The organism is Streptomyces sp. R-07, assembly GCF_049913175.1.
In the GTDB taxonomy this organism is placed as follows: domain Bacteria; phylum Actinomycetota; class Actinomycetes; order Streptomycetales; family Streptomycetaceae; genus Streptomyces.
On sequence record NZ_CP183978.1, the window covers coordinates 732,642 to 758,317 of the forward strand.

Annotated in this window: 27 protein-coding genes; 11 read left to right on the forward strand and 16 right to left on the reverse strand. The window is 73.2% G+C overall.

The window, feature by feature from the left end:
- Positions 1-13: 13 nt before the first annotated feature.
- The 3 genes from ACN9M0_RS03405 to ACN9M0_RS03415 are packed head-to-tail and all read right to left on the reverse strand — an operon-like array spanning position 14 to position 3,635.
- Positions 14-2,572: an ABC transporter permease gene (locus ACN9M0_RS03405; protein ID WP_366035374.1), complete on the reverse strand. Its 2,559-nt coding sequence runs from the start codon at positions 2,570-2,572 to the stop codon at positions 14-16.
- A complete protein-coding gene (locus tag ACN9M0_RS03410) occupies positions 2,569-3,360 on the reverse strand; it encodes an ABC transporter ATP-binding protein (protein ID WP_426403082.1) in 792 nt (263 codons plus the stop codon). The genes ACN9M0_RS03405 and ACN9M0_RS03410 overlap by 4 nt, the downstream gene beginning before the upstream one ends.
- Positions 3,357-3,635, reverse strand: a complete 279-nt coding sequence (locus tag ACN9M0_RS03415; RefSeq protein ID WP_366035376.1) for an SHOCT domain-containing protein — start codon at positions 3,633-3,635, stop codon at positions 3,357-3,359. The genes ACN9M0_RS03410 and ACN9M0_RS03415 overlap by 4 nt, the downstream gene beginning before the upstream one ends.
- A 168-nt stretch (positions 3,636-3,803) precedes the next feature.
- Between ACN9M0_RS03415 and ACN9M0_RS03420 the strand changes: the two genes are divergently transcribed.
- Positions 3,804-4,358: a TetR/AcrR family transcriptional regulator gene (locus tag ACN9M0_RS03420; RefSeq protein WP_399695717.1), complete on the forward strand. Its 555-nt coding sequence runs from the start codon at positions 3,804-3,806 to the stop codon at positions 4,356-4,358.
- Positions 4,359-4,812: 454 nt separating this feature from the next.
- On the forward strand, positions 4,813-5,022 hold the full coding sequence (locus ACN9M0_RS03425; protein WP_030224074.1) for a hypothetical protein: 210 nt from the start codon (positions 4,813-4,815) through the stop codon (positions 5,020-5,022).
- 52 nt (positions 5,023-5,074) lie between these two features.
- Here ACN9M0_RS03425 and ACN9M0_RS03430 read toward each other — a convergent pair whose 3' ends face one another.
- The 3 genes from ACN9M0_RS03430 to ACN9M0_RS03440 form a co-directional block, all read right to left on the reverse strand.
- Entirely contained in the window at positions 5,075-5,422 is a 348-nt protein-coding gene (locus ACN9M0_RS03430; RefSeq protein WP_426403083.1) for a hypothetical protein, read from the reverse strand.
- Between the two features lie 13 nt (positions 5,423-5,435).
- Positions 5,436-5,660, reverse strand: coding sequence for a hypothetical protein (locus ACN9M0_RS03435; protein ID WP_366035378.1), 225 nt, complete (start codon positions 5,658-5,660; stop codon positions 5,436-5,438).
- Between the two features lie 310 nt (positions 5,661-5,970).
- On the reverse strand, positions 5,971-7,098 hold the full coding sequence (locus tag ACN9M0_RS03440) for a recombinase family protein (protein WP_426405274.1): 1,128 nt from the start codon (positions 7,096-7,098) through the stop codon (positions 5,971-5,973).
- On the opposite strand from ACN9M0_RS03440, the gene ACN9M0_RS03445 reads away from it, so the two are divergent.
- A complete protein-coding gene (locus ACN9M0_RS03445) occupies positions 7,030-7,560 on the forward strand; it encodes a DUF4865 family protein (protein ID WP_426403084.1) in 531 nt (176 codons plus the stop codon). The genes ACN9M0_RS03440 and ACN9M0_RS03445 overlap by 69 nt on opposite strands.
- Positions 7,561-7,612: 52 nt before the next feature.
- On the opposite strand, the gene ACN9M0_RS03450 is transcribed toward ACN9M0_RS03445, so the two are convergent.
- The gene (locus tag ACN9M0_RS03450) at positions 7,613-8,395 is read right to left on the reverse strand and encodes an SAM-dependent methyltransferase (RefSeq protein ID WP_426403085.1); all 783 of its coding nucleotides are present in this window, start codon (positions 8,393-8,395) and stop codon (positions 7,613-7,615) included.
- A gap of 111 nt (positions 8,396-8,506) precedes the next feature.
- Here ACN9M0_RS03450 and ACN9M0_RS03455 point away from each other — a divergent pair, with 111 nt between their 5' ends.
- Positions 8,507-8,980: an SRPBCC family protein gene (locus tag ACN9M0_RS03455; RefSeq protein ID WP_399695576.1), complete on the forward strand. Its 474-nt coding sequence runs from the start codon at positions 8,507-8,509 to the stop codon at positions 8,978-8,980.
- Between the two features lie 115 nt (positions 8,981-9,095).
- Here the strand turns inward: ACN9M0_RS03455 and ACN9M0_RS03460 are convergent, their stop codons facing one another.
- Positions 9,096-9,662 carry a TetR/AcrR family transcriptional regulator gene (locus tag ACN9M0_RS03460; protein WP_366035382.1) on the reverse strand — a complete coding sequence of 189 codons (567 nt, stop codon included), beginning with the start codon at positions 9,660-9,662 and terminating at the stop codon, positions 9,096-9,098.
- Between the two features lie 150 nt (positions 9,663-9,812).
- Between ACN9M0_RS03460 and ACN9M0_RS03465 the strand changes: the two genes are divergently transcribed.
- A complete protein-coding gene (locus tag ACN9M0_RS03465) occupies positions 9,813-11,282 on the forward strand; it encodes an MFS transporter (RefSeq protein ID WP_426403086.1) in 1,470 nt (489 codons plus the stop codon).
- 177 nt (positions 11,283-11,459) lie between these two features.
- Here the strand turns inward: ACN9M0_RS03465 and ACN9M0_RS03470 are convergent, their stop codons facing one another.
- Positions 11,460-11,909, reverse strand: coding sequence for a hypothetical protein (locus ACN9M0_RS03470; protein WP_426403087.1), 450 nt, complete (start codon positions 11,907-11,909; stop codon positions 11,460-11,462).
- A gap of 370 nt (positions 11,910-12,279) precedes the next feature.
- Positions 12,280-13,506, reverse strand: coding sequence for an ROK family protein (locus ACN9M0_RS03475; RefSeq protein ID WP_366035385.1), 1,227 nt, complete (start codon positions 13,504-13,506; stop codon positions 12,280-12,282).
- An 82-nt stretch (positions 13,507-13,588) separates the two neighbouring features.
- On the opposite strand from ACN9M0_RS03475, the gene ACN9M0_RS03480 reads away from it, so the two are divergent.
- On the forward strand, positions 13,589-14,821 hold the full coding sequence (locus ACN9M0_RS03480) for an MFS transporter (protein ID WP_366035386.1): 1,233 nt from the start codon (positions 13,589-13,591) through the stop codon (positions 14,819-14,821).
- 72 nt (positions 14,822-14,893) lie between these two features.
- Positions 14,894-15,649: a maleylpyruvate isomerase family mycothiol-dependent enzyme gene (locus ACN9M0_RS03485; protein WP_426405275.1), complete on the forward strand. Its 756-nt coding sequence runs from the start codon at positions 14,894-14,896 to the stop codon at positions 15,647-15,649.
- Between the two features lie 68 nt (positions 15,650-15,717).
- Here the strand turns inward: ACN9M0_RS03485 and ACN9M0_RS03490 are convergent, their stop codons facing one another.
- From ACN9M0_RS03490 to ACN9M0_RS03500, 3 genes are all read right to left on the reverse strand, one after another.
- Positions 15,718-16,383: a response regulator transcription factor gene (locus tag ACN9M0_RS03490; RefSeq protein ID WP_366035387.1), complete on the reverse strand. Its 666-nt coding sequence runs from the start codon at positions 16,381-16,383 to the stop codon at positions 15,718-15,720.
- Between the two features lie 71 nt (positions 16,384-16,454).
- Positions 16,455-17,666 (reverse strand): sensor histidine kinase, encoded by a 1,212-nt coding sequence (locus ACN9M0_RS03495; protein ID WP_426403088.1) that lies wholly within the window; start codon positions 17,664-17,666, stop codon positions 16,455-16,457.
- 135 nt (positions 17,667-17,801) lie between these two features.
- The gene (locus tag ACN9M0_RS03500; protein WP_426403089.1) at positions 17,802-18,497 is read right to left on the reverse strand and encodes a TetR/AcrR family transcriptional regulator; all 696 of its coding nucleotides are present in this window, start codon (positions 18,495-18,497) and stop codon (positions 17,802-17,804) included.
- Positions 18,498-18,637: 140 nt separating this feature from the next.
- On the opposite strand from ACN9M0_RS03500, the gene ACN9M0_RS03505 reads away from it, so the two are divergent.
- Positions 18,638-19,135, forward strand: coding sequence for a nitroreductase family deazaflavin-dependent oxidoreductase (locus ACN9M0_RS03505; RefSeq protein WP_366035389.1), 498 nt, complete (start codon positions 18,638-18,640; stop codon positions 19,133-19,135).
- Between the two features lie 79 nt (positions 19,136-19,214).
- Here ACN9M0_RS03505 and ACN9M0_RS03510 read toward each other — a convergent pair whose 3' ends face one another.
- On the reverse strand, positions 19,215-20,759 hold the full coding sequence (locus tag ACN9M0_RS03510) for a geranylgeranyl reductase family protein (protein ID WP_426403090.1): 1,545 nt from the start codon (positions 20,757-20,759) through the stop codon (positions 19,215-19,217).
- A 163-nt stretch (positions 20,760-20,922) separates the two neighbouring features.
- On the opposite strand from ACN9M0_RS03510, the gene ACN9M0_RS03515 reads away from it, so the two are divergent.
- Positions 20,923-22,287, forward strand: coding sequence for a dipeptidase (locus tag ACN9M0_RS03515; protein ID WP_366035390.1), 1,365 nt, complete (start codon positions 20,923-20,925; stop codon positions 22,285-22,287).
- A gap of 97 nt (positions 22,288-22,384) precedes the next feature.
- Positions 22,385-23,086 carry an MBL fold metallo-hydrolase gene (locus ACN9M0_RS03520; protein ID WP_426403091.1) on the forward strand — a complete coding sequence of 234 codons (702 nt, stop codon included), beginning with the start codon at positions 22,385-22,387 and terminating at the stop codon, positions 23,084-23,086.
- Between the two features lie 128 nt (positions 23,087-23,214).
- Here the strand turns inward: ACN9M0_RS03520 and ACN9M0_RS03525 are convergent, their stop codons facing one another.
- A complete protein-coding gene (locus ACN9M0_RS03525; protein WP_399695592.1) occupies positions 23,215-24,249 on the reverse strand; it encodes an NUDIX hydrolase in 1,035 nt (344 codons plus the stop codon).
- A gap of 137 nt (positions 24,250-24,386) precedes the next feature.
- Here ACN9M0_RS03525 and ACN9M0_RS03530 point away from each other — a divergent pair, with 137 nt between their 5' ends.
- Complete coding sequence (locus ACN9M0_RS03530; RefSeq protein ID WP_399695594.1) at positions 24,387-24,569, forward strand: hypothetical protein; 183 nt, start codon at positions 24,387-24,389, stop codon at positions 24,567-24,569.
- Between the two features lie 12 nt (positions 24,570-24,581).
- Here ACN9M0_RS03530 and ACN9M0_RS03535 read toward each other — a convergent pair whose 3' ends face one another.
- Positions 24,582-25,538 (reverse strand): ROK family protein, encoded by a 957-nt coding sequence (locus ACN9M0_RS03535; RefSeq protein ID WP_426403092.1) that lies wholly within the window; start codon positions 25,536-25,538, stop codon positions 24,582-24,584.
- Positions 25,539-25,676 lie beyond the last annotated feature (138 nt).

The window sequence follows — 25,676 nt, forward strand, 5'->3', positions numbered from 1 at the left end:
CCCCGACGGGGCGTCACTCCGTGGCGATCGCCCGGAGGATCTCCAGGCGGGCCGCCCGGCGGGCGGGGCGCCAGGCCGCGACGGCCCCCGCCACCAGACCGACCAGGGCGACGGCCGCGAGCCGCACCGCCGGTACGGCGAACGCGAGGGCGCTGTCGCCGGAGCCGCCCGAGGCGCGCACGAGGACCCAGCCGAGGAAGCCGCCGAGCGCGAGCCCGCCGACCGTCCCGAAGGCGGCGACCAGGACGGACTCCCAGCGGACCATGGCCCTCAGCTGGGCCCGGGTCTGCCCGACGGCCCGCAACAGGCCGAGTTCGCGGGTCCGTTCGTGGACGGAGAGGGTCAGCGTGTTCGCGATGCCGAGCAGCGCGATCAGGACCGCGAGCGCGAGGAGCGCGTAGACGAGGGTGAGCATCATGTCGATGCCGCCCGCCGAGGCCTCCGCGTACTCCTCCCGGGTCTGCACCTCCGGATGACCGTAGCGGTCGGCGACCTCGGTCACGGCGGCCTTGCCTTCCCCGGCGCCGACCCCCTTCGCGAAGGACACGGCGACGAGGCGGTCGGCGTCCTGGGTGCGGTGCGGCGCCCAGGCCGCCCGGGTGACGAGGTAGTCGCCGGCGAGGTCGGAGCGTTCGTAGACCGCGCGGACCGTGAAGGTGTGCCGGCTGCCGTCGGTGAACGTCAGTACGGCGGTCCGGCCGGGCGCGAGACCGGAGTCGGCGGCCTCGTCGGCGGCGACGGCGAGCCCGTCCGTACCGAGTCCGGCGAGGGAACCCCGTACCTCCCCCAGGTCGAGCGTGCGGGCGAGCGCGGCCGGGTCGGTGACCGTGAGCGCGCGGCCCCGGCCGTCCACCTCCGCGACACCGCGCCCCAGGCCCACGGCGGTGTCCACCTCGGGGAGCGCGGCGACCGCCGGGGCGAGGCGGGGGCTGAGCCCGCTGCCGCCCGCGCCGAACGAGGGCGCGCCGATCGCCACGTCACCGGCGAAGGAGCGGTCGACCGTGCGGTCCATGGTGGCCTTGAGGGAGGCGCCGAAGACCGTGAAGAGGGTGACGACGGCGACCCCGATCATCAGGGCGGTGGCGGTCGCCGCCGTACGCCCGGGGCTGCGCAGGGCGTTGCGGCGGGCGAGGCCGCGGTTGACGCCGCGCAGCGGGCGGCCGAGGACCCGTACGGCGAGCGAGGCGGCGACCGGTCCGAGGACCACGAACGCGGCGACGGCGAGCGCGGCCCCGGTCGCGGCGAGCCACAGCGACGGGGTGCCGAGGACGCCCGCGAGAACTGCCCCGACGGCGGTGGCGAGCAGGGCGCCGCCGATCAGCGCGCGGCGGCGGGAGGTGCCCGAGCCGTCCAGGTCCGTCTCGCGGAGCGCGGCGAGGGGGGCGGTGCGCCCGGCCCGTACGGCCGGCAGGAGCGCCGAACCGGCGCAGACCGCGAGCCCGACGCCGAGCGGGAGCGCGAGCGAGGTGCCGGTCACGACGAGGGCGCCGTCGGGGAACGGGAAGCCGATCGCGGGGAACAGCGCCTGGAGGCCGGCGGCCACGCCGATCCCGGCGAGGAGCCCGGCGAGGGAGGCGAGCAGTCCGACGGTGAGGGCCTCGGCGAGGGTGCCCGTGACGACCTGGCGGCGGGCGGCGCCGATCGCGCGGAGCAGGGCGTTCTCGCGGGTCCGCTGGGCGACGAGGACGGCGAAGGTGTTGTGGATGGTGAAGACGGAGACGAGGACGGCGACGCCGCTGAACACGAGCAGGAAGGTGGTGAAGAGGTCGAGGAAGCGGCCCGAGATCATCTCGGTGTTCTCCTCGGCGGCCCGCTGTCCGGTGATCGCCTCGACGCCGTCGGGCAGGGCGGGCCCCAGCGCCGCCACCAGCTCCTCCTGGGAGACGCCGGGCCGTGCGCGGACGGCGATGCTCGTCGCCTCCCCGGGGCGCGCCGTCAGGTACTTCTCGGCGTCGGCGCGGGTGAGACCGGTCCAGGTGACCTGCCCCATGCCGTCGGCGCCGCCGAAGGTGGCCAGGCCGACGACGGTGACCCTCACCGGGTCGGGGGTGCGCAGGACCGTCGTGTCGCCGACGGCGAGACCGGCCGTCTTCGCGGCGCCCCGGTTGACGACGACCTCGCCGGGGGCGCTCGGCCCGCGTCCTTCCGCGAGGCGGTACGGGTTGAGGGCGGGGTCCTCGATCCAGTTGCCGGCGAGGGTGGGCGGGCCCTTGCCGCCGACGGGGGTGCCGTCGGCGGTGAGCAGCTGGCCCGCGCCCTCGATCCGGGGGGCGGTGGCGGCGACTCCGGGGATCCGGGCGAGGCGCTCGGCGAGGGCGGCGTCGACGGGACCGCGGGTGCCCTGGGCCTCGCCGGCGGCGGTCACGGTGACGGCGCTGCGGACGACGGCGTCGGTGCCGCGGGTGGCGCCGGTGAACATCGAGTCGAAGCTCGCGCGGAGCGTGTCGCCCATGACGAGGGTGCCGGTGAGGAAGGCGACGCCGAGGAGGACGGCGACGAAGGTGCCGAGGAAGCGGCGCCGGTGCGCGCGCAGCGAGGAGCGGGCGAGCCGCAGGGTGGCGGGGGTGTTCATGGCGCACCTCCGGGGACCGTCGTCAGGCCGGTGGCGGGCGTCGCGCTTCCCGTGTCGAAGGCCTTCATGCGGTCGAGGACGCGGTCGGCCGTGGGGCCGGTCATGCGGTCGACGAGCCGCCCGTCCGCGAGGAAGATCACCTCGTCGGCGTGGGCGGCGGCGACCGGGTCGTGGGTGACCATGACGACGGTACGCCCGGTGTCGCGGACCGTACGGCCGAGCAGGCGGAGGACCTCCTCGCCGGAGCGCGAGTCGAGGTTGCCGGTGGGTTCGTCGGCGAAGACGACGTCGGGTTCGCCGGCGAACGCGCGGGCGACGGCGACGCGTTGCTGCTGTCCGCCGGAGAGTTCGCCCGGCCGGTGGTGGAGGCGGTCGCGCAGGCCGACGGTGTCGACGAGCCGGTCGAAGCGCTCCCGGTCGACGGCGTGGCCCGCGAGGTCGAGCGGCAGGGTGATGTTCTCGGCGACGGTGAGCGTCGCCAGCAGGTTGAAGGCCTGGAAGACGAAACCGATCCGGTCGCGTCGCAGCAGGGTGAGGCGCCGGTCGTCGAGCGTGGACAGGTCGGTGTCGCCGACGAGGGCGGCGCCGGAGGTGAGGGTGTCGAGTCCGGCGGCGCAGTGCAGGAGGGTGGACTTGCCGGAGCCGGACGGGCCCATGACGGCGGTGAAGCGGCCGGCGGGGAAGCCGACGCTCACCCCGTCGAGGGCCCTGACCTCGGTGTCGCCGCGCCCGTAGACCTTGACGGCGTCGACGACCCGGGCGGCGGGGAGCGGGGCGGGGGTGGTCATGTCCGGCGCCCCTTGGGGTCCGCGGCGCGGCCGAACTGCTCCTCCAGGACGGTCAGGCGCCGCCAGTACTCGTCCTCGTCGATCTCCCCGGCCGCGAACCGGTGGCCGAGCAGGGCGATGGGCGAGCGCTCGTCGGGCCCGGCGTCGCGCCACGGCCTGCCCCGGCGCCAGCCTGCGCGGCGGGCGACGGTGACGATCCCGATGACGACGGCGGCCCAGACGAGGGGGAAGAAGAGGACCCACGGGCCGGGGCCCGCGTAGGCGAGTGTGTTCATGAGGGTTCAGCTCCTCGGTGATGTGTCCGTGGTTCGAGGCTCCCTCCGGAAGAGGGTCCGGGTCGTCGTACGGGCAGCGGCTCCTGACGTACGACACCGGGAGTACATCGCCCCGGTCGACGCTCCTTCCGTTCTGTACCTACTGGTATGTACAGTGTCGTCATGACCATGAACACCTCGGAGCGGCTGATCGAGGCCACCCGCGAGCTGCTGTGGGAGCGGGGCTACGTCGGCACCAGCCCCAAGGCCGTCCAGCAGGCGGCGGGGGCGGGCCAGGGCAGCATGTACCACCACTTCGCCGGCAAGCAGGACCTGGCGCTCGCGGCGATCCGGCGCTCGGCCGAGGAGCTGGGGGCGGCGGCCGACACGGTGCTGGGCGGCGGGGGTTCGGCGTACGCCCGCATCGAGGCGTACCTGCTGCGCGAGCGTGACGTCCTGCGCGGCTGCCCGGTGGGGCGGCTGACCATGGACCCCGAGGTGATCGCGGACCCGGAGCTGCGCGCACCGGTCGAGGAGGTGCTCGGCCGGGTGCGCGGCAGGCTCGCCGAGGTCGTCCAGGAGGGCCTGGACAGCGGCGAGTTGAGCGTCGCCCTCGATCCGCACGAGATCGCGGCGACGGTCCTCGCGACCGTGCAGGGCGGGTACGTGCTCGCCCGCGCGACGGGTTCGCGGGCGCCCTTCGACAGCGCCGTACGCGGGCTGCTCGCCCTGCTCGCCGCCTGACCGCGCCCGCCTCACGCTTTAGGGGCAGGGTCGACCCTCAGTGCCCCCTAGGAGGGGCTGTGTAGGCGTCTCCCGCCCTAGCGCCAGGCGCGTCCGCGCAGGCTCGCTCAGATCCCCCAGCCCCGTACAGACAGAGAGGACCAGCACCTGTACGGTCTTGGCATCCGCCGGTTGGGGGTCACCCCCCTGCTACCTGTAGCCTCTGCGTCGCCGAACAACGGTTACTTGCCGGGCAGTTGGCCGTGCTGTAGCTTATTGAGCGTGTGTACCGGCTGGAAACCTACACACGCACCTGACCCTTCCCGAATCCGAAAAGGACGAACTGATCGTATTTGGCCTCGCCGTGGCGGCGTAGGCCCAGGAGCTGCCTTGTCGGCTCCTAGCTGGAGACCACACCGACAGGTGAGGCATGTCTCCATGCAGTACGCGTCAGTGACACTCGGGAGGAAACAGCGTGACGTCCAGCGGCACCACCACTATCTGTGCGCACCCGGTTCGCGACATCATCATCGTGATGCTCGTCGGTGCGGTGGTTGGCCTTCTTTCCTTTATCGTCGTCACCGAACTTGGTGGCACCGTTCTTGATGGCCTCACCAAGGCGGGGACCGCGTGCCTCGCGGTTACGGGTGCTGGCCTTATCGTGCTCCAGTACCTCAAGCGCTAACGCCTTCGGGAGGGGCGGCCCCCAGGGTTGCCCCTCCGAGGCGCGGAGCCCCTCAGCGCTCCATGCTGTAGCCGTTCTCAGCGAACGGGTTGCGGTTTCCGGTCGGCACCGGCTTCTTCTCGGGCCTCTTGCCGTCCTCGTCGAGCCCGTGACGCTCGCGGTAGAGGGCGGTGCCAGCACTGACGCTCCCTCGTCCGCCCGAACTCGCCACGTCGACTCCGCGGGGACCGCCGGAGCGGTAGACAGGTGCGGGCTGTTCGGGTGTACCGAAGGCTTCGAGGAACGCCACAGCGTCCGCCTGGAGTTCCTCGTCAGTCTCGCCGCGCAGGAACGCGCACATGAGCGGGGTCAGTCCATGTGCTTCGCCGGCCGCGAGCTGCTCAGGGGTGGGTTCATTCATGGGTGTTGCCTCTCTACTTCAGGGTCAGGGCGGGGGCGCGCTCATGGCCGTGGCGTACCGGCTCAGGGTGCGCGGGGATGATCCGCTCGCGCGGGGTGTAGTCGATGACGGAGTCGTCTGGTACGCCGCAGTCCACGACGTCTTCTGCCTCCAGCGCTTCGAAGCTCGTCGGCACCCACACGTTGGGGAGATCGGCGATGTAGACGAGATGGTTGACGTCGTAATGCCCCGACGTCATGGCACGAAGGATGTCTCCGGGGACGCCGTCAGGAGCGATACCGGCCGCTTCGAAGTACCCCTTCTGACGGAGTTCCAGGAGACGGTGACCGTCGCCCAGCGGCCTCAGAATGGCGAGCTGAGCCTCTCGGATGTTCCGGAGCGCCCCCAGCATCTCTTTCAGCGTCTTTCACGCCGCAGGAGCCTTACCACCACCCTGGATAGCCTCCTCCGCGGACCGGGCGCCGTTCAGGTCGGCGGCTGGCTACTTCACCTCCGCCAGGAACTCCGCCAGGCGCTTGCCGAGTGCTTCGAGTGCCGTCTCCGCGCCGTCAGTGCTCCGCAGTAGTCTCCTCGGGCTTGGTGAGCGCCACCCAGCGCTCTGCCACAGCCACCATCAGGGGGTCGGCGTCCCGCAGATCCGCCCGTAGGACGGCCTCCAGCCACTTGCCGTATACGTACTCCTCGACGAGGCTGCGCATCGCAGACATAGGGGCCGCGCATGGTTTGCCCACCGTGAAGTTGTAGCAGCGGTAGGAGCGCCCGTGGATCGCAGCGCCCCCGCCACAACTTGCGCACCGGAGAAGGCCAGAAAGAAGATGCTTGGGCTTGCCGGACCTGCACTCCGGCGCGACAGCCCAGTGGCCGGCGACGGCCATTCGAGCCTTCTTAACCAACTCCGGAGGGACGGGATCCTCTCCGTCCGCCAGCACAGAGATCTTGTGCCCGCTGGCGTCGCGGTAAGGGGTGGAACGGCCGCCTTTCTTGAGTGCCACAGCCTGCCATCCCTCGTACACGGGGCTCTGGATCATGCGATGGATCGTGGAACCGCCCCATGCCTTCCCATCCGGTGACGGAATAGGCGGTTTGGCACTATTGAAGTCCATAGCAATGGAGCGCGCCGACATCCCCTGAGCCGTCTTCTCGAAGATCTCAATCAGTGTCGGCCAATTCGCACCGTGCCGAAGCTTTCGGCTCAGTTCGTCGGCGACCTCATAGCCGTATGGAGCGGCGCCCAACCATGCACCCTCGTTACGTTGCCGAGTCTTGGTGTCGGAGACCCTGTGTGACAGGAATGCCGAATATTCTCGGGCCTCCTCTGCGCGGTTGATGATGTCCCGTCGATCGCGAGGATCAGCGGAGTCGAGTCGTTCGTAGTCGAAGACAATTCGCTTCCCCGAGTCCAAGAGCGGTATCACTGCACCCGCTCCCTTTCGCGAGAGGCGGTCGCAGGCGTAACACCACAGCGCGGGGACCTCATCCTCCCTGAGCGCCGCAATCGCCTTGTCGAACTCCGGCCTAACCGTGTCGGTATAGGCGCTCAGGTTGTCCGCCCAGACCTTACGGACGACGTAGCCGTTGTCCGAAGCCCAGCGACGCCCACGCTCTTCTTGGGCTCGGAACGTGAGCGCACGCTCTCGCTTCTCGACGCCTTCCCCGGGCTCGGCCTCAAGGCGTATCTGATCCGGGAGCGGGAGGCCGGTTCACCCGTGAACCAGTACGCGCCGTTCTATCTGTGGGCCTCCCCCGAGGGCATGAACTCCTTCCTCTGGGGGCCGGGCTTCCAGGGCATCGTGAACGACTTCGGCCGGCCGGTGGTGCAGCACTGGACGGGCCTCGCGTACGAGGAGGGGCCGGCGGCCGCGTCGGCGCCGGGTGCCGCGACGCGCCGCAGGACTCCGCTCGGGGAGGGGGTCCCGCCGGGCGAGGCCGTCGCGGAGGCGGTGGCGCGGCACGCGCGCGAGGCGCGACGGGACGGGGCGGTGGCCTCCGCCCTCGCGGTGGACCCGCGCCACTGGGAACTGCTGGCCTTCACCCTGTGGGCGGGCCCGGAGGCGCCCGCCGACGAGGGCGAGCGCTTCCGGGTACTGCACCTGTCGGCACCGGGCCGGGCGGCGCTGGGCGCCGGCCGGCAGTGGTGACCCGGTCGCGGTGACCCGGCAGTGATGACCAGGTCGTGGTGACCCGGTCGTATCAGGCGACGGCGACGAGGGTGAGGTAGGTGATGCCGAGGACGCCCCGGTAGCCGTTCACCCAGGTGGAACGCTGCCGGTCGACGCGCTCGCGCGTCTCGGCGGCGAGCGGGTGGTCGGGGTGGGCGGCGAGCCAGACCTCGGTGTCGTACCGGTAGCCGGACTCGAACTCGTCCCACTCGTCCGCGCTCGCCGTCTCGATCCACGCGGGCCGGAAACCCGCCTCGATGGCGAGGTCGACGAGGGCGCCGAGGGAGACGTGGTCGCCGGTGTTCGCGCCGGGCCACATCTCGGCGAGCTCCGTCTCGGTGGGCGTGCGCTCCCAGAAGCCCTCACCGAGGACGACCCGCCCGCCGGGCCGGACGAGCCGGCGCAGCTCGCGCAGGGCCGCGGCCGGGTCGTACGGCAGCTCGGGGTCGCAGAGCGCCTGGCTGGACCCGAGACAGAGGAGCGCGTCGACGGGGCCCCGGTCGGTGCCGAGCGCCGACTCCTCGACGAACTCGACGCGGTCGGCGAGCCCGCGCTCCTCGGCGAGGGCCCGGCCGCGAGCCAGGTCCTCGGCGTTGATGTCGATACCGGCGCCCTTGGCGGCGGGGGCCGCCTCCAGGACGCGGAGGAGCAACTCGCCCCAGCCGCAGCCGATGTCGAGCACGTCGGCGGGCGCGGCGGCGGCGAGGCGCTCGATCATGCGGGTGGCGCGGGCCTCGGAGAGGGGTCCGTGGAAGGTGAGGCTGCCGAGACGCGGAGGGAGATCGGATGCGGCTGCGGTTTCGGAAGTGATCATGAAGCGCAACGGTACGTCGTCCCGTCTCCCCGCGCACCACCTTTCGGCCCCACCCGCGCCCGGACGCCCATGAGGTGCCGCCTGACGGCCCCCGCGCCTAGCCTGGAAGGCGTGTACACCACGCGCGTATCGCGCCACATCGACGCCCCGGCCTCGGTCGTCTACCGGTCGCTCCTCGATCCGGACGCCGTGGCCCGCTGGCGGGTTCCGTACGGAATGACCTGCCGGGTGCACACCTTCGAGGCACGTGAAGGGGGCGCCTTCCGGGTGTCGCTGCGGTACGGGTCGCCCGACGGCGCCGGGAAGTCGGGGGCCCGCACGGACACGTACCACGGCACCTTCCTGGAGCTCGTGCCGTACGAACGGGTCGTCGAGAGCATCGAGTTCGAGTCGCCGGACCCCTCGCTGCACGGGACCATGATCCTCACGACGACGCTGACGGCGATCGAGGGCGGGACCGAGGTCCAGGTCGTCCACGAGGGGGTGCCGGACGCCGTTCCGGCCACCGAGAACGAGACCGGCACGCGCATGGCCCTGGACCGGCTGGCCGCGCTGGCGGAGGGGCGTCCCGACCCGGGGGAATGACCCGCCGGCCGCGCTCCCTCGCGAGCGCCTCGCGCATGGCGGGGACGATCTCCCCGGGTCCGGACGCCACCCGGGGCACCGTGTCCGAGGGGTGAACCCGGGGACCGGGTCGAGGTCACAGCAATCGGTCGACCAGCCCGTCGATGTACTCCGGGGTGAGCGGGCCCATGCCGAACAGGACGCGGATGTACATCGGGGCCAGGATGTGGTCCAGCACGCCGAGCGCGTCGGGTGCGGGCTCGCCACGTTCGCGGGCGCGATCGAGCATGGACTGCAGTTGCCGCATGCGTTCGGCGCGGAGGTCGTCACCAGCCTGCAGGCCCTGCTGACCGCCGCTCGACAGGGCCACGGCCAGGCGCACCACCGCCAGACCGTCGGGTCCGGTGATCTCGCGGGCCACGTTGGCCGCGTACGTACGCAGGTCGCCGGCCAGGCTCCCGGTGTCGGGCATCGGCGACTGCGCGTTGAGGCGGGCGAGCGCCACCTCGGTGAGCAGGGTTTCCAGGCTGCCCCACCGGCGGTAGATGCTGCTGTCGGCCACGCCCGCGCGGGCCGCGACCTCGCCGACGGTGAAGTTGCCGTAGCCGCGCTCGCTGATCAGGTCGGTCACGGCCTGGTGCACCTCCGCGGCGACGCGGGCGCTGCGCCCGCCGGGCCGTCGGGCTCGCTGTCGCTCGTTCATGCCCCCACCTTAACGCAGTCGTGACTTGCGTTTGCGGGCGAGCCTCCTTACAGTCACCTAACGCAGTCGCCGACTGCTTTAGAGCGCTCAGGTGTATCGCCACCCACGTCGACCGCGGCCGGGCGCAATGACCGATTGAGGGGAATCCCCATGACTGCATCGCATGCGACCGTAGGCAGTCGATCGCACCGGGTCGTGCTGCTCACGGTGACCTGTCTGGGCCAGTTCATGGTCCTGCTCGACAACACGATCGTCGGAGCGGCACTGCCCGACATGCAGCACCGGCTGCACACTCAGCTGACCGGTCTGCAGTGGATCGTCGACGCGTACGTGCTGCTGGTCGCCATGCTGCTGCTGTCCGGCGGCATCTTCGCCGACCGGTTCGGCCGCAAGCGGGTGTACCTGACCGGCGTGGTGGTGTTCACCGCCGCGTCGGTGCTGTGCAGCCTCGCCCCCTCGGTCGGCTGGCTGGTCGTCGGCCGGGTGCTGCAGGGCATCGGGGCCGCTGCGCTGAGCCCTGCCTCGCTGGCCCTGCTCGCCGCCGCCTATCCCGTGCCGCAAGAACGGATCAGGGCGATCGGGCTGTGGGCCGGACTCAGCGGAATCGGTCTGGCCGCAGGCCCCGTCGCCGGCGGCGTGCTGACGGAAGCCTTCGGCTGGCCCGCCATCTTCCTGGTCAATCTGCCCATCGGCGTGGTCCTGCTGCTGGTCGGCCTGCGACACCTCGGCGAGTCCCGCAATCCGAGCGCCCCCGCGATCGACATCCCGGGGACGACGCTGTCCGTTCTGGGGGTGGGGGCGCTGACCTACGGGCTGATCGAGGGTGGTGCCCGCGGCTGGACATCGCCGCTGATCCTGGGCAGCTTCACCGCCGCGGTGATCCTCCTCGCCGCCTTCGCCGCCGTCGAAGCGCGTCATTCCACCCCGATGCTGCCGCTGGGGCTGTTCCGGCAGCGCCTGTTCACCGTGTCCAACTCCGCCATGGTCGTGGTGGGGTTCGCGCTCATGGGTTCGTCGTTCTTCTTCTCCCAGTTCTTCGTGTACGTCCAGGGCAGCTCGATCCTGCGCGCCGGCCTGCAGACCCTCCCCGTCTCCCTCGCCATGGTGATCGTCAGCCCGTACGCCGGCCGGCTCGCCGCCCGGCACGGCTTCCGCATCGTGGTCACCATCGGCCTGGCCCTGGCCGGCCTGGGACTGCTGGCGCTCGGCATGGTGCACGCCGACACCGGCTACGGGAACGTGTGGTGGCGGCTGGGAGTCATCGGCATCGGCTTCGCCCTGACCCTGTCTCCACTGACGGGAGCCGCCATCCAGGCGGTCAGGCCGCAGGAAGGCGGCCTCGCCTCAGGCATCAGCAGCACCACCCGGCAGATCGGCGCGGTGCTCGGCGTGGCGGTACTCGGAGCCATCGTCCGCACCCGGCAGTCCGGCGGCGCCTCCTTCGAGGCCGGCATCAACAGCGCCTTCGTCGCGGCCGGCGCCGTCACCTTGGCCACCGCGGTGTTCACCGGCCTGTGGCTGACGAGGTCCGAGCCCGCGGCAGGCTCCGCGGCGCCGCGACGTTCGACCGATCCAGATGCGATCACCACCTCGAACGAGGCACCGGCGAACAGCCGTTGACAAGGACAACCGCCAAGGCCGGGAGAAGCGGCTGCGCGCCGAGGGCGTCGACATCGAGCGGCTGCGGGCGTTGGCTTCGGGCGGCCGATACGCCCTTGCCCAAGGGTCCAGGCGGCGCCCGCTGCTCACCACGCTGGTGAAGGCACGGTCGAAGCGGATCTTGATCGCCGTCAGCTGTCAAAGATCTCTGGTCAGAATGCAGTGGGGATCGTCGTTGTCTTCGTCGCCCACGCGGGTCCAGAGCATCAGAGTCTTTCCAAGCCGCAGAGCGCTGAGGACGTCTCCCACGTCATCCCCCTTGGGGCCTTTGGTGTCGAACGACCGGTGGACGGCCGTCCCTGTCTTGCCGGAGTCGCCCTTCCATGTGCCCGATCCCGACCGGGGTCCTGTCCAGTTCCAGTCCGAGGCGCCCATCCAGTCCCCGCATACGTCGGTGGCGGTGAAGGTTCCATCGGGCTTCAGCGTCAGGGTGCCGCCGTCGGCGTCGGTCCATGTGGCCGTGAGGTCGGCCGGCTTCAGCACGACGGACTCGCCCTCGGGCGGCGGCCGGTGCCAGAACCAGCTGCAGGCCGTGAGTGCGGGAGCCATGGCAAGGAGGACCAGCGCGGTCCGGCAGGAACGGAACACGCTCCACCTCCAGCGACTGCTACAGGTCGCGTGCGCGACCGGGAGATCAAGGACTGTTCCGCAGCCTGGCATAGAATTTGAACATGTTCAAGCACGGGCTGACGGGGGGCGGAGTCCCGTGGGTCGTCACGGCCGTACCGCAGCGAAGTACCGCAACCGCAGGGACTGATGGCGGTCGACCTGGACCCTCCACGGCCCGGAGGCGGCCGTAATGACCCTGCCACAACCCCCCTCATCGAAGGTCCCTGGACGCCACCCGCGGGCCGACCGTCGTCGCGCCCGGCCCCGACGGTGCGCCGTGGTTCACCGAGGACCGGGCGGACCGGATCGGGCCGTCCGCGGCGACCGTGGAGCACGGCGGAACGGGGACTCAGGCCGCCTCGCGCCCCAGTGCGGCCAGCGGGTCGTCGAGCACCGGCTGCCAGGCCAGTTCGGCGGCGCCGACCAGGCTGTTGTGGTCGAGGGTGCAGGGGAGGATCGGCACACCGCCGCTGCGGCCCCAGAGGCTGCGGTCGGCGACGACCGCGCGGAGCCGCTCGGGGTCGGCGTCGAGGAGCTCGCGGTGGAGTCCGCCGAGGATGATCCGGTCCGGGTTGAGGATGTTCACGAGGCCGGCGAGGCCCAGGCCCAGGCGGTCGATCAGCTCCCCCACCGCGACCCGGACACCGGGGTCGTCGGGGCTCGCGCGCAGCAGGTCACGGGACTGCTGGAGCAGGGAGACCTCGGGGCCGGGGGTCCGGCCCGCGGCCGTGAGGAACGCGAGCGGGTCGGTCTCGACGTCCAGGCAGCCGCGGCTGCCGCAGTGGCAGGGGCGGCCCTCGGGGTTGACCGTCAGATGGCCGACCTCCAGGGCGAGGCCCGAACTCCCCGTGTGCAGGCGCCCGTCGAGGACGAGCGCGCCGCCGACACCCCGGTGGCCGGTGGCGACGCAGAGCAGGTCCCGGGCGCCACGCCCGGCGCCGTGGCGGTGCTCGGCGAGGGCGGCGAGGTTCACGTCGTTGCCGGTGAAGGCGGGGCCTTCGATGCCGGCGGCCCGCACCCGCTCGGCGAAGATCTCCCGGACGGGCGCCCCGGCGGGCCAGGCGAGGTGGAGCGGGTTCAGCGCCGTGCCCTCGGGCTCGGCCACGGCGGAGGGCGCCGCGAGTCCGGCTCCGACGCACCGGCGGCCGCTGTCCGCGAGGAGCGCGGCGCCCGCGTCGACGACGGCGCCGAGGACCTGGGCGGGGTCGGCGGAGACGGTGACGCAGCCGGGGGCGGTGGCCACGATGGTGCCGCCGAGCCCGACGAGCGCGGCGCGGAAACCGTCGGCGTGGACCTGGGCGGCGAGGGCGACGGGGCCCTTCTCGTCGACGGCGAGGCGGTGCGAGGGCCGCCCCTGGGAGCCCGCGGCGGCGCCGGGGTTGGAGTCGACGCGGATGAGGCCGAGCGCCTCCAGCTCGGCGGCGACGGCGCCGGCGGTGGCCCGGGTGACGCCGAGTTCGGCGGTGAGGACGGCCCGGGTCGGCGCCCTGCCGGTGTGCACCAGTTCCAGCGCGGGGCCGAGCGCGTTACGCCCCCTGTCCAGCCGTGTGCGGGTCGTCGTCGCCTTGCCGTTCATGGGTGTGAGTCTCCCATGATCGGACCGGGACGCCGCCCCCGCCCGGTTGATTCCCCCGCCCCTCGCCCCCTATCCTGAGTTTGTGCCGCTACTAAACAAAGTACGGACGGCCGTATCGGGGGGTCCCGGCGGAGACACCGCCACCCGCTCCCTGTCCCGCCTCCGCTCCGCCCTGACCCTCTTCTTCGCCCTCGACGGCTTCCTGTTCGCCGGCTGGGTGGTCCGCATCCCCGCCGTCAAGCAGCAGACCGGCGCCTCGGCCGGCGACCTCGGCCTCGCCCTCCTCGGCGTCTCCGCCGGCGCCGTGATCACGATGACGCTGACCGGCCGGCTCTGCCGCCGGTACGGCTCCCACGCCGTCACCGTCGCCACCGCCGTCCTGCTCTCCCTCTCGGTCGCCCTCCCGGCGCTCACCCGGTCCCCGCTGGCGCTCGGACTCGTACTGCTCGTCTTCGGCGCCGCGTACGGCGGGATCAACGTCGCCATGAACAGCGCGGCCGTGGACCTCGTGACCGCGCTCCGGCGGCCGGTGATGCCGAGCTTCCACGCCGCGTTCAGCCTCGGCGGCATGCTCGGCGCCGGCCTCGGCGGACTGCTCGCCGGCGGTCTGTCCCCCACCGTCCATCTCCTCGGCCTCACGGTCCTCGGCCTGGCCCTGACGGCCGCCGCCGGTCCCGTACTCCTGCGCCACCCCTCCCCCGTGCTCCCCGAGACCCTGCCGGCGCCGACGGCTCCCGGGACCTCCGGCACGCGGCCGGCCGGGGCGCGCCGTACGGTCCTCGTCTTCGGGGTGATCGCGCTCTGCACGGCGTACGGCGAAGGGGCACTGGCCGACTGGGGCGCCCTCCACCTCGCGCAGGACCTGCACGCGCATCCGGGGGTGGCCGCCGCCGGGTACTCCGTCTTCGCGCTGACCATGACCGCCGGCCGGCTCTCCGGTACCGCGCTGCTCGAACGCCTCGGGCAGACCCGCACCCTGGTCGCGGGCGGTGCGACCGCCGCCGCGGGCATGCTGCTCGGCGCGCTCGCGCCGAGCGTCTGGGCCACGCTCCTCGGCTTCGCGATCACCGGCCTCGGCCTCGCCAACATCTTCCCCGTCGCCGTGGCCCGCGCGGGCGCCGTCGCCGGCCCCGGCGGGGTCGCGACGGCCTCCACCCTCGGCTACGGCGGCATGCTGCTCGGCCCGCCCTCGATCGGCTTCCTCACCGACTGGTTCTCCCTGCCGGTGGCCCTCACGACGGTCGCCGTGCTCGCGGCCGGTGCGGCGGCCATGGGCTACGGGGCGCGCAACGCGGGAGCGTCCCGGGACAGTTGAGCCGCCGCGCCGCGCGCACGGCGACCGTCGCCTGCCAGAATCCGGCCCATGGACGAGAACACCGGGGACACCCTGAAGATCACGGAGTACATCGACGCGCTGGAGGCGGCCGGCCGCGGCCTCGCGGACGCGGCCGCCGAGGCCGGGCCGGACGCGGAGGTGCCGACCTGCCCCGGGTGGCAGGTCCGGGACCTTCTCCGGCACACGACCATGGTGCACCGCTGGGCCACGACCCTCGTGGCCGAGGCCCGCAGCGCGTACCACCCGCCCGAGGAGGAGACCACGCTGGAGGGCGAAGAGCTCCTCGCGTACTTCCGCGAGGGGCACGCGCGTCTGGTCGACGCCCTGCGCACCGCGCCCGAGGCGCTGGAGTGCTGGACCTTCCTCCCGGCGCCCTCGCCGCTGGCCTTCTGGGCGCGGCGGCAGGCGCACGAGACGACCGTCCACCGCGCGGACGCCGAGTCGGCGCTCGCGGGCGGTCCGGGGCCGGTGGATCCGGCGGTCGCCGCCGACGGCGTCGACGAACTGCTCGGCGCCTTCCACGCCCGCGACCGCAGCCGCGTCCGCACGGCCGAACCCCGCGTCCTGCGGGTGCGGGCGACGGACACCGGCGACGTCTGGACCGTGCGCCTGTCGCCGACGGAGCCGCCGCGGACGGAGCGGGGCGAGGGCGGCGCGAGCGGCCCGGCCGACACCGAACTGACCGGCCCCGCCGACCGATTGTACCTGACCCTGTGGAACCGGCTGCCGGCGGGCGCCGTGACGCTGACCGGCGACGAGGAACTCGTCCGGGTGTGGCGGGAGACCTCGGCGATCACCTGGGGCTGAGCGGCGCGGCCACCGGGGATGCCGGATCAGGGGTACGAGGGTCGGGGCGCGTCCCGCACCGGGGCCCCTCAGCCCAGCCAGCCGGGACGGACCAGGCCCGACTCGTAGGCGAGGACGACGAGTTGGGCGCGGTCCCGGGCCCCCAGCTTCACCATGGCGCGGCTCACATGGGTCTTGGCGGTGAGCGGGCTCACGACCAGACGGCGGGCGATCTCCTCGTTCGACAGGCCGATCCCCACCAGGGCCATCACCTCCCGCTCCCGTTCGGTCAGCGCGCCGAGCGCGGCCGTCGCCCCCGGGGCCTTGGAGCGGGCGGCGAACTCCTCGATGAGCCGGCGGGTGACACCCGGGGAGAGCAGCGCGTCCCCGTGGACGACGGCGCGCACGGCCCTCAGCAGCTCCTCCGGCTCGGTGTCCTTGACGAGGAAGCCGGAGGCGCCGGCGCGGATCGCCTCGAAGACGTACTCGTCGAGTTCGAAGGTGGTCAGCATGACGACCCGGACCCCGGCGAGGTCCGGGTCGTCGGTGATGCGCCGGGTCGCCTCCAGACCGTCGAGCCGGGGCATCCGGATGTCCATGAGGACGACGTCGGGGCGCAGGGCGCGGACCCGTTCCACCGCCTCGTCGCCGTCGGCGGCCTCGCCTGCCACCTCGATGTCGGGCTGGGCGTCGAGCAGCGCGCGGAACCCCGCCCGTACCAGCGACTGGTCGTCGGCGAGCAGGACACGGATCACGGACGGTTCTCCTCGGGTCAGGGGTTCTTCGGCCGGCACGGGGGCGCCGGCTTCCACCGGGTCTCCTCCCGTCACGGCGTCTCCCGCGGGCGGAGCGGGAGCACGGCGTGGACGCGGAAGCCGCCGTCCGGGCGGGCGCCCGCCTCGATGGTCCCGCCGAGGGCGGCGGCCCGCTCCCGCATTCCGGCGAGTCCGTTGCCGCTGCCGCCGGCCTCCGTACCGGTGGCGGGGCCGTCGTCGTCGACGGTCAGCTCCAGGCGCCCGGAGCCGTGTCCGATCCGTACCCGGGCGGTACGCGAACCGGAGTGGCGCACGACGTTGGTGAGCGCCTCCTGCACGATCCGGAAGGCGGCGAGGTCGGCGCCGGGCGGCAGGGCGGCGGGGGTGCCGCTCGTCGAGACGCTGACGGTGAGGCCCGCGGCGGCGGCCTGCTCGACGAGTTCGGGGAGCCGGTCGAGGCCGGGCGCGGGCGCGCGGGGGGCGTCGCCGGGGGTACGGAGGGTGTCGAGGACCTGCCGCACCTCGCCGAGCGCCTCCTTGCTGGCTGCCTTGATGGTGGTCAGCGCGGTGCGGGCCTGCTCGGGGTCGGAGTCCAGGAGGGCCAGACCGACGCCCGCCTGCACGTTGATCACGGAGATCGAGTGGGCGAGCACGTCGTGGAGTTCGCGGGCGATGCGGAGCCGCTCCTCGTCCGCGCGGCGCCGCTCGGCGGCGGCCCGTTCGGCCCGCTGCTGGGCGCCCTGCTCGCGCCGTACCCGGACGACCTCCGACGCGGCGAGCACGGCGACGGCGAAGGCGACGGCCGGCAGCTCCTGCCCCCAGGGCGCGGGCCCGTCACCGGCCGGGGGCAGCCACCGGTAGAACCAGTGCGAGTACAGCAGATGGCCTACCAGGAGCAGGCCGATGGCCCACCGGGCGGCGGTCCTGTGGCCGTGGACGACGGCCGCGAAGCAGGCGACGGCGATCAGGGCGAAGACCGGGCCGTACGGGTAGCCGGCCGCGAGGTAGCCGAGGGTGACGGCCGCGACGGCGAAGACCACCGGCACGGGCCTGCGGTGACGGAACAGCAGCGGGACCGCCCCGAGCAGGAGCAGGACCCGCCCGAGGGCGTCGAGCGTCTCCCGGTCGGGCTGGTTCCGTGCGGAGAAGCCGGTCCCCACCATGACGAGGACGGCGATCAGCAGCGTGGACCGCCAGGGCAGGCCACCGCCGCCCCGCTCCCCCCACTCCCAGGGCGCGCGCCGGGGCCCGCCCGGCCGCTCCTCGTGCATACCGGCGTCCATACGGGCCACGCTAACCGCGCCCACCCCGCCCGCACGTCAGCCCGGCGGGGTGGTCACCCGTACTCCCGCGGGAGTAGCTGCGAGGCCGCCGCACCCCGCGGGGCGTCCCGCGGAGGCGGCGCCGCCGCGGGCGGGTCAGCAGCGCGGGAGCAGCCCCACGTCCTGGCCCAGGCGGCGGGCCGCCGTCGCGAAGAAGGTGTCGCGGTCCTCGACGACGCGGTGGAACTGGCCGAAGAGCTCGAAGGAGATGAGGCCGAAGAGCTGGGACCAGGCGGCGACGAGCGCGACCGTGAGGGCCGGGGGGAGGTCCGGGACCAAGTCGGCGCTCATGCGGACGGCTTCGGGGCGCAGGGCTTCCGCCAGCGGCGGAAGGACGAGACCCTCGCTGGTGTGGGCCTGGCGGGCGATGCCGATGAGGACGAGGCCGACGCGCGAGGCGGGGACGATCGTGTCCTGGGGGGCGGTGTAGCCGGGGACGGGGGAGCCGTAGATGAGGGCGTACTCGTGGGGGTGGGCGACGGCCCAGGCGCGGACCGCCCGGCAGACGGTGGTCCAGCGGTCGAGGGGCCGCTCGGTCTCGGCCTCGGCGGCCGCCCTTTCGGCGGCGGCGCCGACGGCGTCGTAGGCGTCGACGATGAGGGCGGTGAGGAGGTCGTCGCGGCTGGGGAAGTAGCGGTAGAGCGCGGAGGACACCATGCCCAGTTCGCGGGCGACGGCGCGCAGGGACAGCTTGGCGGCGCCTTCGGCGGCTAGCTGGGTGCGGGCCTCGTCCTTGATGGCGGCGGTGATCTCGATGCGGGCGCGGGCGCGGGCTCCTCGAACGGTCGTCATGGAGAGCAGTGTGCCACTTTCGGAGCACTGCAACGAAACGAGAGCACCGCTCTTGCTTGTGAGCACCAAACCGTGCACACTGATCTCAAGCGAGAGCAGTGCTCACAGTTTGATCCCACCGGATTCCACAGGAGGCCCTCATGTCCGCTCAGCCCGCCACCCCCTCCCCCGCCACCCCCCACGTCAAGAAGCCCGGCTGGTTCACGGTGAACGTCTTCAACCGCGCCGTCGCCTGGATGACCCGCCGCGGCATCAGCGTCTGGGGCTCCCGTGTCCTCGCCGTCCGGGGCCGCAAGAGCGGCGAATGGCGCCGCACCCCCGTCAACCTCCTGACGGTGGACAGCGCCCAGTACCTCGTCGCCCCCCGCGGCCACGTCCAGTGGACCCACAACATGCGGGCCGCCGGCGGCGGGCAGCTTCACCTCGGCAAGCACATGCAGGAGTTCACCGCCGTCGAGGTGGGCGACGACGACAAGCCGGCGCTGCTCCGCGCCTACCTCAAGCGCTGGAAGGCCGAGGTCGGCGTCTTCTTCGACGGCGTCGGCCCCGACTCCTCCGACGCGGAGCTGCGGGCGATCGCGCCGAAGCACCCCGTCTTCCGCATCACGACGACGGGCCCCGCCACCCCGGCCGCGTGACGCGGCGGGGCGGCGGAGCCCGTACTCGTGGACCGGGGGTGTCCGCGGCGGTTCACCTCACGCCGCGCACACCGATCCGTCAGACCTTCTCCGGGGCCTCCGGGGTCCCCGTGCCGGCTGCACCCTCCGTGCCCTCCGTACCTTCCGCACCCTCCACGCCTTCCGCGCCCTCCAGGCCTTCCGCACCCTCCGGCCCGGTCGCCGCACGCTCGCGCGGGCTGACGCCCCGACCCGCCGGGCCGACACCGGACGAGGTGTCCATGCGCTTGTCGAGGAGCTCCAGGGCCCGCCGGGCCATGCCGTTCGAGCGGACCATGGCACCGAGCGTGGCCGAACCGCGGGTGATGTCGGCGAAGGCGTTCCAGGCCGGCCGCAGTCCCGTTATCGTCGCGTGCAGCAGCCCCGGCCGGCGCTCGAAGACGGCGAGCATCCGTCGACCGACCGCCATCTCGACACCGAGCCCCGCCTTGATGGCGAAGGCGTAGTTCAGGGCCTGGCGCCGCGCGTCGACCGCGTCGTTCGACTCGGCGACCCGCACCGCCCACTCGCCCGCGAGCCGCCCCGAGCGCAGCGCGTACGAGATGCCCTCGCGCGTCCACGGCTCCAGGAGACCGGCCGCGTCACCGCAGACGAGGACCCGGCCGCGGGAGAGCGGCGAGTCGTCGGTGCGGCAGCGCGTCAGATGGCCGGAGGAGATCGTGGGCTCGAAACCGGCGAGGCCGAGCCGGGCGACGAAGTCCTCCATGTACCGCTTGGTGGCGGCGCCCTCGCCGCGCGCCGAGATGACGCCGACGGTCAGCGTGTCGCCCTTGGGGAAGACCCAGCCGTAACTGCCGGGCATCGGGCCCCAGTCGATGAGGACGCGGCCCTTCCAGTCCTCGGCCACGGACGGCGGTACGGGAATCTCCGCCTCCAGACCCAGGTCGACCTGGCCGAGCTTCACCCCCACGTGGGCGCCTATCCGGCTGGCGCTGCCGTCGGCACCGACGACCGCGCGCGCCAGGACGGTCTCGCCGTCGGCGAGGACCACGGCGACGGTCCGCCGGTCCGGCACGGCCGGGCCGTGCTGCTCCACCCGGGTCACCGTGGCGCCGGTCCGCAGTTCGGCGCCGGCCTTCTGCGCGTGCTCGACGAGCTGCGCGTCGAACTCCGGACGGTTGATGAGCCCGAAGAGCATCCGGCGCGAGCGGCGGGTGCGGGCGAAGCGGCCGTCGAGGGAGAAGGTGACGGCGTGGACGCGGTCCTGGAGGGGCAGTTCGAAGCCCGGCGGGAGCGAGTCGCGCGAGGGGCCGATGATGCCGCCTCCGCAGGTCTTGTACCGGGGCAGCTCGGACTTCTCCAGGAGCAGCACCCGACGGCCGGCGACCGCCGCGGCGTAGGCCGCGGACGCCCCGGCCGGGCCGGCGCCGACGACCACGACGTCCCAGACGTCCGCCGACTCGTCGGCCGCCGGGGCCGATGCCTCGTCCGACGCCGCGTCATCCTGCAGGTGCGCCGGCTCCGCGTCCGTACTCTCGACGGCCTCGGCATCCGCGCCTTCGGGCTCCGTGCGCGCGGCCTCGGGAGCCGCGCCTTCGGGCTCGTTGTGCTCCGGACCGGCGTTCTCTGCGTGCTCGCTGCTCACGTGTGTTTCTGCTCCTGATCCGACCGGTGGTCTGCTCCTGACGCATCCTACGGCGCGGTAGCCAGGACCCCGCCCGTAGGATCGACGCTGCGTTCGCCGTACCACGACATACGACGGGCGCCCTTCCCCACGTCGTAACGTCGCACCCATCAGGAGCGTGCCCATGACCTCGAATCCGATCGCCGAGACCGTCCGGTCACTGATGCCCCGGGCCAAGGCCGAGCTCACGGAGCTGGTGGCCTTCGAGTCGGTGGCGGACGAGGCCGTGGCGCCCCGCAGCGAGTGCGAGGCCGCGGCGAACTGGGTCGCGGACGCCCTGCGCGCCGAGGACTTCCAGGACGTGGCGCTGCTCGACACCCCGGACGGCTCGCAGGCCGTGTACGGCATCCTGCCCGGCCCGGCCGGCGCGCCGACCGTCCTCCTGTACGCGCACTACGACGTGCAGCCGAAGCTGGACGAGTCCGTCTGGCTCTCCCCGCCGTTCGAGCTGACCGAGCGGGACGGCCGCTGGTACGGCCGGGGCACCGCCGACTGCAAGGGCGGCTTCATCATGCACCTGCTCGCGCTGCGCGCCCTCAAGGCGAACGGCGGCGTGCCGGTGACCGTCAAGGTCATCGTCGAGGGCTCGGAGGAGCAGGGCACCGGCGGTCTCGAGCGGTACGCGGAGCAGCACCCCGAGCTGCTCACGGCCGACACCATCGTGATCGGCGACGCGGGCAACTTCCGCGTGGGCCTGCCGACGGTGACGGCGACCCTGCGCGGCATGACGATGATCCGGGTCACGATCGACACCCTGGAGGGCAACCTGCACTCCGGTCAGTTCGGCGGCGCCGCGCCCGACGCGCTGGCCGCGCTGATCCGCGTACTGGACTCGCTGCGGGGCCCGGACGGCTCCACCGTCATCGACGGCCTCGCGGCCGACCAGGTGTGGGAGGGCCTCCAGTACCCGGAGGAGGACTTCCGTCAGGACGCCAAGGTGCTCTCGGGCGTGTCCCTGCCGGGTGCCGGCACGGTCGCCGACCGGATCTGGGCGCGTCCCGCGGTCACGGTCATCGGCATCGACGCCCACCCGGTGGCCGGCGCGACCCCGTCGGTGCCGAAGTCGGCGCGCGCGCAGATCAGCCTGCGGGTGCCGCCGGGCGAGGACTCCGCCGAGGTGACGAAGCTGCTCTTCGCGCACATCGAGAAGCACACGCCGTGGGACGCCCGGGTGTCCCTGGAGCAGGTCGGCCAGGGCCAGCCGTTCCAGGCGGACACGTCCAGCCCGGCGTACGCGTCGATGGCCGAGGCGATGCGGATCGCGTACCCCGGTGAGGAGATGCAGACGGCGGGCATGGGCGGCTCGATCCCGCTGTGCAACACGCTGGCCTCGCTCTACCCGGAGTCGGAGATCCTGCTGATCGGTCTGAGCGAGCCGGAGGCGCAGATCCACGCGCCGAACGAGTCCGTCTCGCCGGAGGAGCTGGAGCGGCTCTCGGTCGCCGAGGCGCACTTCCTCGTCAACTACGCGCGTTCGAAGCAGAGCTGACGACGGGTCGGATCCGGCATCGGGTTCAGCGCTCGGCGAAGCTCGCCGAGAGCGTAGAAGCGTACGGCGGACCTGCGCGGATGCGTAGGTTCGCCGTATGGCATCCATCGAACTCACCAGGATCACCCCGCGGCTGCATCTCCTCGACTTCTCCATCGGTCAGGCGTACCTGTGGCAGGACGAGGAGGAACTGACCCTGATCGACGCCGGCTGGGCCGGTACGGCGGACGGGACGGCGGCGGCGATACGGTCGGCCGGCCTGGATCCGCACCGGCTGCGGCGGATCGTACTGACCCACTGCCACCGGGACCACGTGGGCTCGGCCCAGGAGCTGGCGGACCGGCACGGGGCCGAGATCCTCGCGCACCGGCTCGACGCGCCGATGATCCGGGGCGAGGCCCCGGTCCCGGAACCGGACGTCCTGGACTGGGAGGTCCCGATCTTCGAGCACGGCCTGACCTCCCCGGAGGCGCCGCCGACGCGGGTCGACCGGGAGGTCGAGGACGGCGAGGAGCTCGGCTTCGGCGACGGTGCCGTGGTGGTCCACGCGCCCGGTCACACCCCCGGCTCCATCGCCGTCCATCTCCCGCGCCACGGCGTGCTGTTCACCGGGGACACGGTGGCCTCGGTGCCGGACGTGATGTTCGGCGTCCTGCACGTCGACCGCGCCCTCGCCCTGGACTCGATGCGGGCGCTCGCGAAGCTCGCCCCTTCGGTGCTGTGCTGCGGGCACGGGGCACCGGTGACCACGGACACGGCGGCCCGGCTGACGGCCGCCGCGGCGACGGCCCAGCCGTAGGAGTTCGACCCACCGGGCCCGTGGGGTCCCAGCCCACCGGGGCCCCGTGAGATCTCAGCCCACCGGGCCCTGGGGTCCTCAGCCAACCGGACCCCGGGGGTCTTCAGAGCAGCGGGGCCCGCTGGGTGTCAGCCCACCGGGGCCCCCGCCTCCAGGTTGAGGACCGTGCCGCGTTCGCGGGCGCGCAGCGCCCAGCGGAGGCGGCGGTAGCGGACCGGGGGCAGCAGGTCCGCGGCCTCCTCCTCGGTGACGAAGCGCCACCCGCGCAGTTCGGCGCCGGGGAGGTGGAGACGCTCGATGTCGGCGGTACGGAGGGTGCCGCCGTCGAAGAGGAGGCGCAGCCCTCCGTAGCCGGGGGGCTTCGGGCGTTCCCAGTCGACGAGCAACAGCCGGGGCACGGCGTCGAGTTCGAGGCCGACCTCCTCGGCCACCTCGCGCATGCCGGCCCGGGCCGGGGGTTCGCCGGGCTCGACGACCCCGCCGGGGAACTCCCAGCCCGGCTTGTAGGTGGGGTCGACGAGCAGGAAGCGGTCCTGCTCGTCGAAGAGCAGGACGCCGGCGGCGAGGGTCTCACCGGTCGGCTCGGGCGTCTGGACGATGCCGCACGGCGCGGCCCGCCCGGCCCGGACCGCGTCGGCGACGGCCCGGGCGGCCTCGGCCGCGGTGAGTGCCGAGGTGTCGAGCGTGTACGCGTCGGCGGCGAGCCAGTCGAGGGCGGCGCGGTACGGGGGCAGGTGCTGGTGGCACCACTCCCGGACGCGTGCGTCGACCTCGGGGTCCCCGTACTCGGAGCGACCGTCGATCCGGGCCCGCAGGATCGTTTCCTCCGGGGCGAGCAGCACATGGCGCACGTCGATGCGGCGGGCGGCGAGCCCGCCGAAGATCTCGTCCCGGTACTCCTGGCGGAGCAGGGTCATCGGGACCACGAGGACGCCGCCGACCTCGGCGAGCAGGGCGGCGGCCGTGTCGACGACCAGACGGCGCCAGATCGGCAGGTCCTGGTAGTCCTCGACCTCGGCCAGCCGCTTGGCCGGGAGGAGCCGGCGCAGCCCCCCGCCGGTGAGCTCGGGGTCGTACAGGGTGCTGTTCGGGATCAGATCGACCAGCTCGCGCGCGGTGCTGGACTTTCCCGCGCCGAACGTACCGTTGATCCAGACGATCACGTCTTCCCCCTCTTCGATAGCCCCCAGTGGCTTGCCCGCAACACCCTGCCACGGAAACCACGAACACATGTCTCAGCGTGTGCGTGACACTTCCGGGCGGCCGTCGTTGAGAACGGCGAGCACGAGGGGGTGCGGAGATGAGTCGTACGGTTCTCGAACGCTTTCCGGCCGGCGGCCCGCGGGGCAGCTGGCCGGCGGAGGAGTTCGCCGGCGCGCGGCGCGAGGAGGGGTTGCCGGCCCGGGTGGTGATGGACCTGGAGTCCGACACGTTCCTGGTGATCGTCGAGCAGAGGGCGCCGGAGCGGGTACGGGAGGAGTGACGGGCGCCGGCGTCAGGAAGCGGAGCTCGCCCAGGCTCCCCCGCCCGCCGCCGCCGCGCCGAGGAGTCCCGCGTCCGTGCCCGTGACGGCGGGGACGACCGTCAGGTTCCGGACGAAGGAGAGCGTGGCGTAGGTGCGGAGGCTGCGCCGGAGCGGGGCGAAGAGGACCTCGCCGGCGCCCGCCACCCCGCCGCCGACGACCGCGATGTCGATCTCGACGAGAGCGGCGGTGGCGGCGATGCCCGCCGCGAGCGCCTGGGCCGCGCGCTCGAACGAGGCGACGGCGATCGGGTCCCCGGCGCGCGCGGCGGCGGCCACGGCGGCGGCGGAGACGTCGCCGTCCGGCCCCGGCCGCCAGCCGTTCTCCAGGGCGCGACGGGCGAGGTGCGGGCCGCTGGCGATGCGCTCGACGCAGCCGCGCCCGCCGCACGCGCAGGGCTCGCCGTCGAGGTCCACCGGGATGTGGCCGATGTGACCGGCGTTGCCGGTGGGTCCGGGGTGGACCCGGCCGTCGAGGACCAGGCCGCCGCCGACGCCCGTGGAGACCACGAGGCACAGGGCGTTGGCGTGCCCTCGGGCGGCCCCGAGCCAGTGCTCGGCGGCGGTCATGGCCACGCCGTCGCCGACGAGGGTGACCGGCCGGCCGCCCGTGGCCCGGCGGACCCGTTCGACGAGTGGGTAGTCGCGCCAGCCGGGCACGTTCACCGGGCTGACGGTCCCCCGGGAGGCGTCGACGGGGCCCGCGCTGCCGATGCCGACGGCCCCGGCGGACTCCCACAGCCGGTCGGCGGCGAGGTCGGCGAGCACCGCCTCGACCGCCGCCATCACGGTCTCGCCGTCCTCACGCGCGGGCGTGGGTCGCTGGGCCCGGACGCGGACGCGCCCCTCCCCGTCGACCAGGGCGCCGGCGATCTTGGTGCCTCCGATGTCGAGAGCGGCGACGAGGCCCGTGGCGGGGTCGGTGTCCATGGGCGCGAAGTCTCCAGCCGGTGACGGGAACGGAAAGTCGTTCCGTACAGTCTCCCAGTGATGACAACGTTGTCCAGGGCCTATGCTCGAACCGAGATCGACTCGACACTCCTCGCTCGACACGCTTCGGAGGAACCA

What these genes read in the sequence shown, in the direction of transcription:
- ACN9M0_RS03405 (WP_366035374.1), bottom strand. Translation starts at nt 2,572, where the DNA reads ATGAACACCCCCGCCACCCTGCGGCTCGCCCGCTCCTCGCTGCGCGCG.
- ACN9M0_RS03410 (WP_426403082.1), bottom strand. Translation starts at nt 3,360, where the DNA reads ATGACCACCCCCGCCCCGCTCCCCGCCGCCCGGGTCGTCGACGCCGTC.
- ACN9M0_RS03415 (WP_366035376.1), bottom strand. Translation starts at nt 3,635, where the DNA reads ATGAACACACTCGCCTACGCGGGCCCCGGCCCGTGGGTCCTCTTCTTC.
- ACN9M0_RS03420 (WP_399695717.1), top strand. Translation starts at nt 3,804, where the DNA reads ATGAACACCTCGGAGCGGCTGATCGAGGCCACCCGCGAGCTGCTGTGG.
- ACN9M0_RS03430 (WP_426403083.1), bottom strand. Translation starts at nt 5,422, where the DNA reads ATGAATGAACCCACCCCTGAGCAGCTCGCGGCCGGCGAAGCACATGGA.
- ACN9M0_RS03435 (WP_366035378.1), bottom strand. Translation starts at nt 5,660, where the DNA reads ATGACGTCGGGGCATTACGACGTCAACCATCTCGTCTACATCGCCGAT.
- ACN9M0_RS03450 (WP_426403085.1), bottom strand. Translation starts at nt 8,395, where the DNA reads ATGATCACTTCCGAAACCGCAGCCGCATCCGATCTCCCTCCGCGTCTC.
- ACN9M0_RS03460 (WP_366035382.1), bottom strand. Translation starts at nt 9,662, where the DNA reads ATGAACGAGCGACAGCGAGCCCGACGGCCCGGCGGGCGCAGCGCCCGC.
- ACN9M0_RS03465 (WP_426403086.1), top strand. Translation starts at nt 9,813, where the DNA reads ATGACTGCATCGCATGCGACCGTAGGCAGTCGATCGCACCGGGTCGTG.
- ACN9M0_RS03475 (WP_366035385.1), bottom strand. Translation starts at nt 13,506, where the DNA reads ATGAACGGCAAGGCGACGACGACCCGCACACGGCTGGACAGGGGGCGT.
- ACN9M0_RS03495 (WP_426403088.1), bottom strand. Translation starts at nt 17,666, where the DNA reads ATGGACGCCGGTATGCACGAGGAGCGGCCGGGCGGGCCCCGGCGCGCG.
- ACN9M0_RS03500 (WP_426403089.1), bottom strand. Translation starts at nt 18,497, where the DNA reads ATGACGACCGTTCGAGGAGCCCGCGCCCGCGCCCGCATCGAGATCACC.
- ACN9M0_RS03505 (WP_366035389.1), top strand. Translation starts at nt 18,638, where the DNA reads ATGTCCGCTCAGCCCGCCACCCCCTCCCCCGCCACCCCCCACGTCAAG.
- ACN9M0_RS03515 (WP_366035390.1), top strand. Translation starts at nt 20,923, where the DNA reads ATGACCTCGAATCCGATCGCCGAGACCGTCCGGTCACTGATGCCCCGG.
- ACN9M0_RS03520 (WP_426403091.1), top strand. Translation starts at nt 22,385, where the DNA reads ATGGCATCCATCGAACTCACCAGGATCACCCCGCGGCTGCATCTCCTC.
- ACN9M0_RS03530 (WP_399695594.1), top strand. Translation starts at nt 24,387, where the DNA reads ATGAGTCGTACGGTTCTCGAACGCTTTCCGGCCGGCGGCCCGCGGGGC.
- ACN9M0_RS03535 (WP_426403092.1), bottom strand. Translation starts at nt 25,538, where the DNA reads ATGGACACCGACCCCGCCACGGGCCTCGTCGCCGCTCTCGACATCGGA.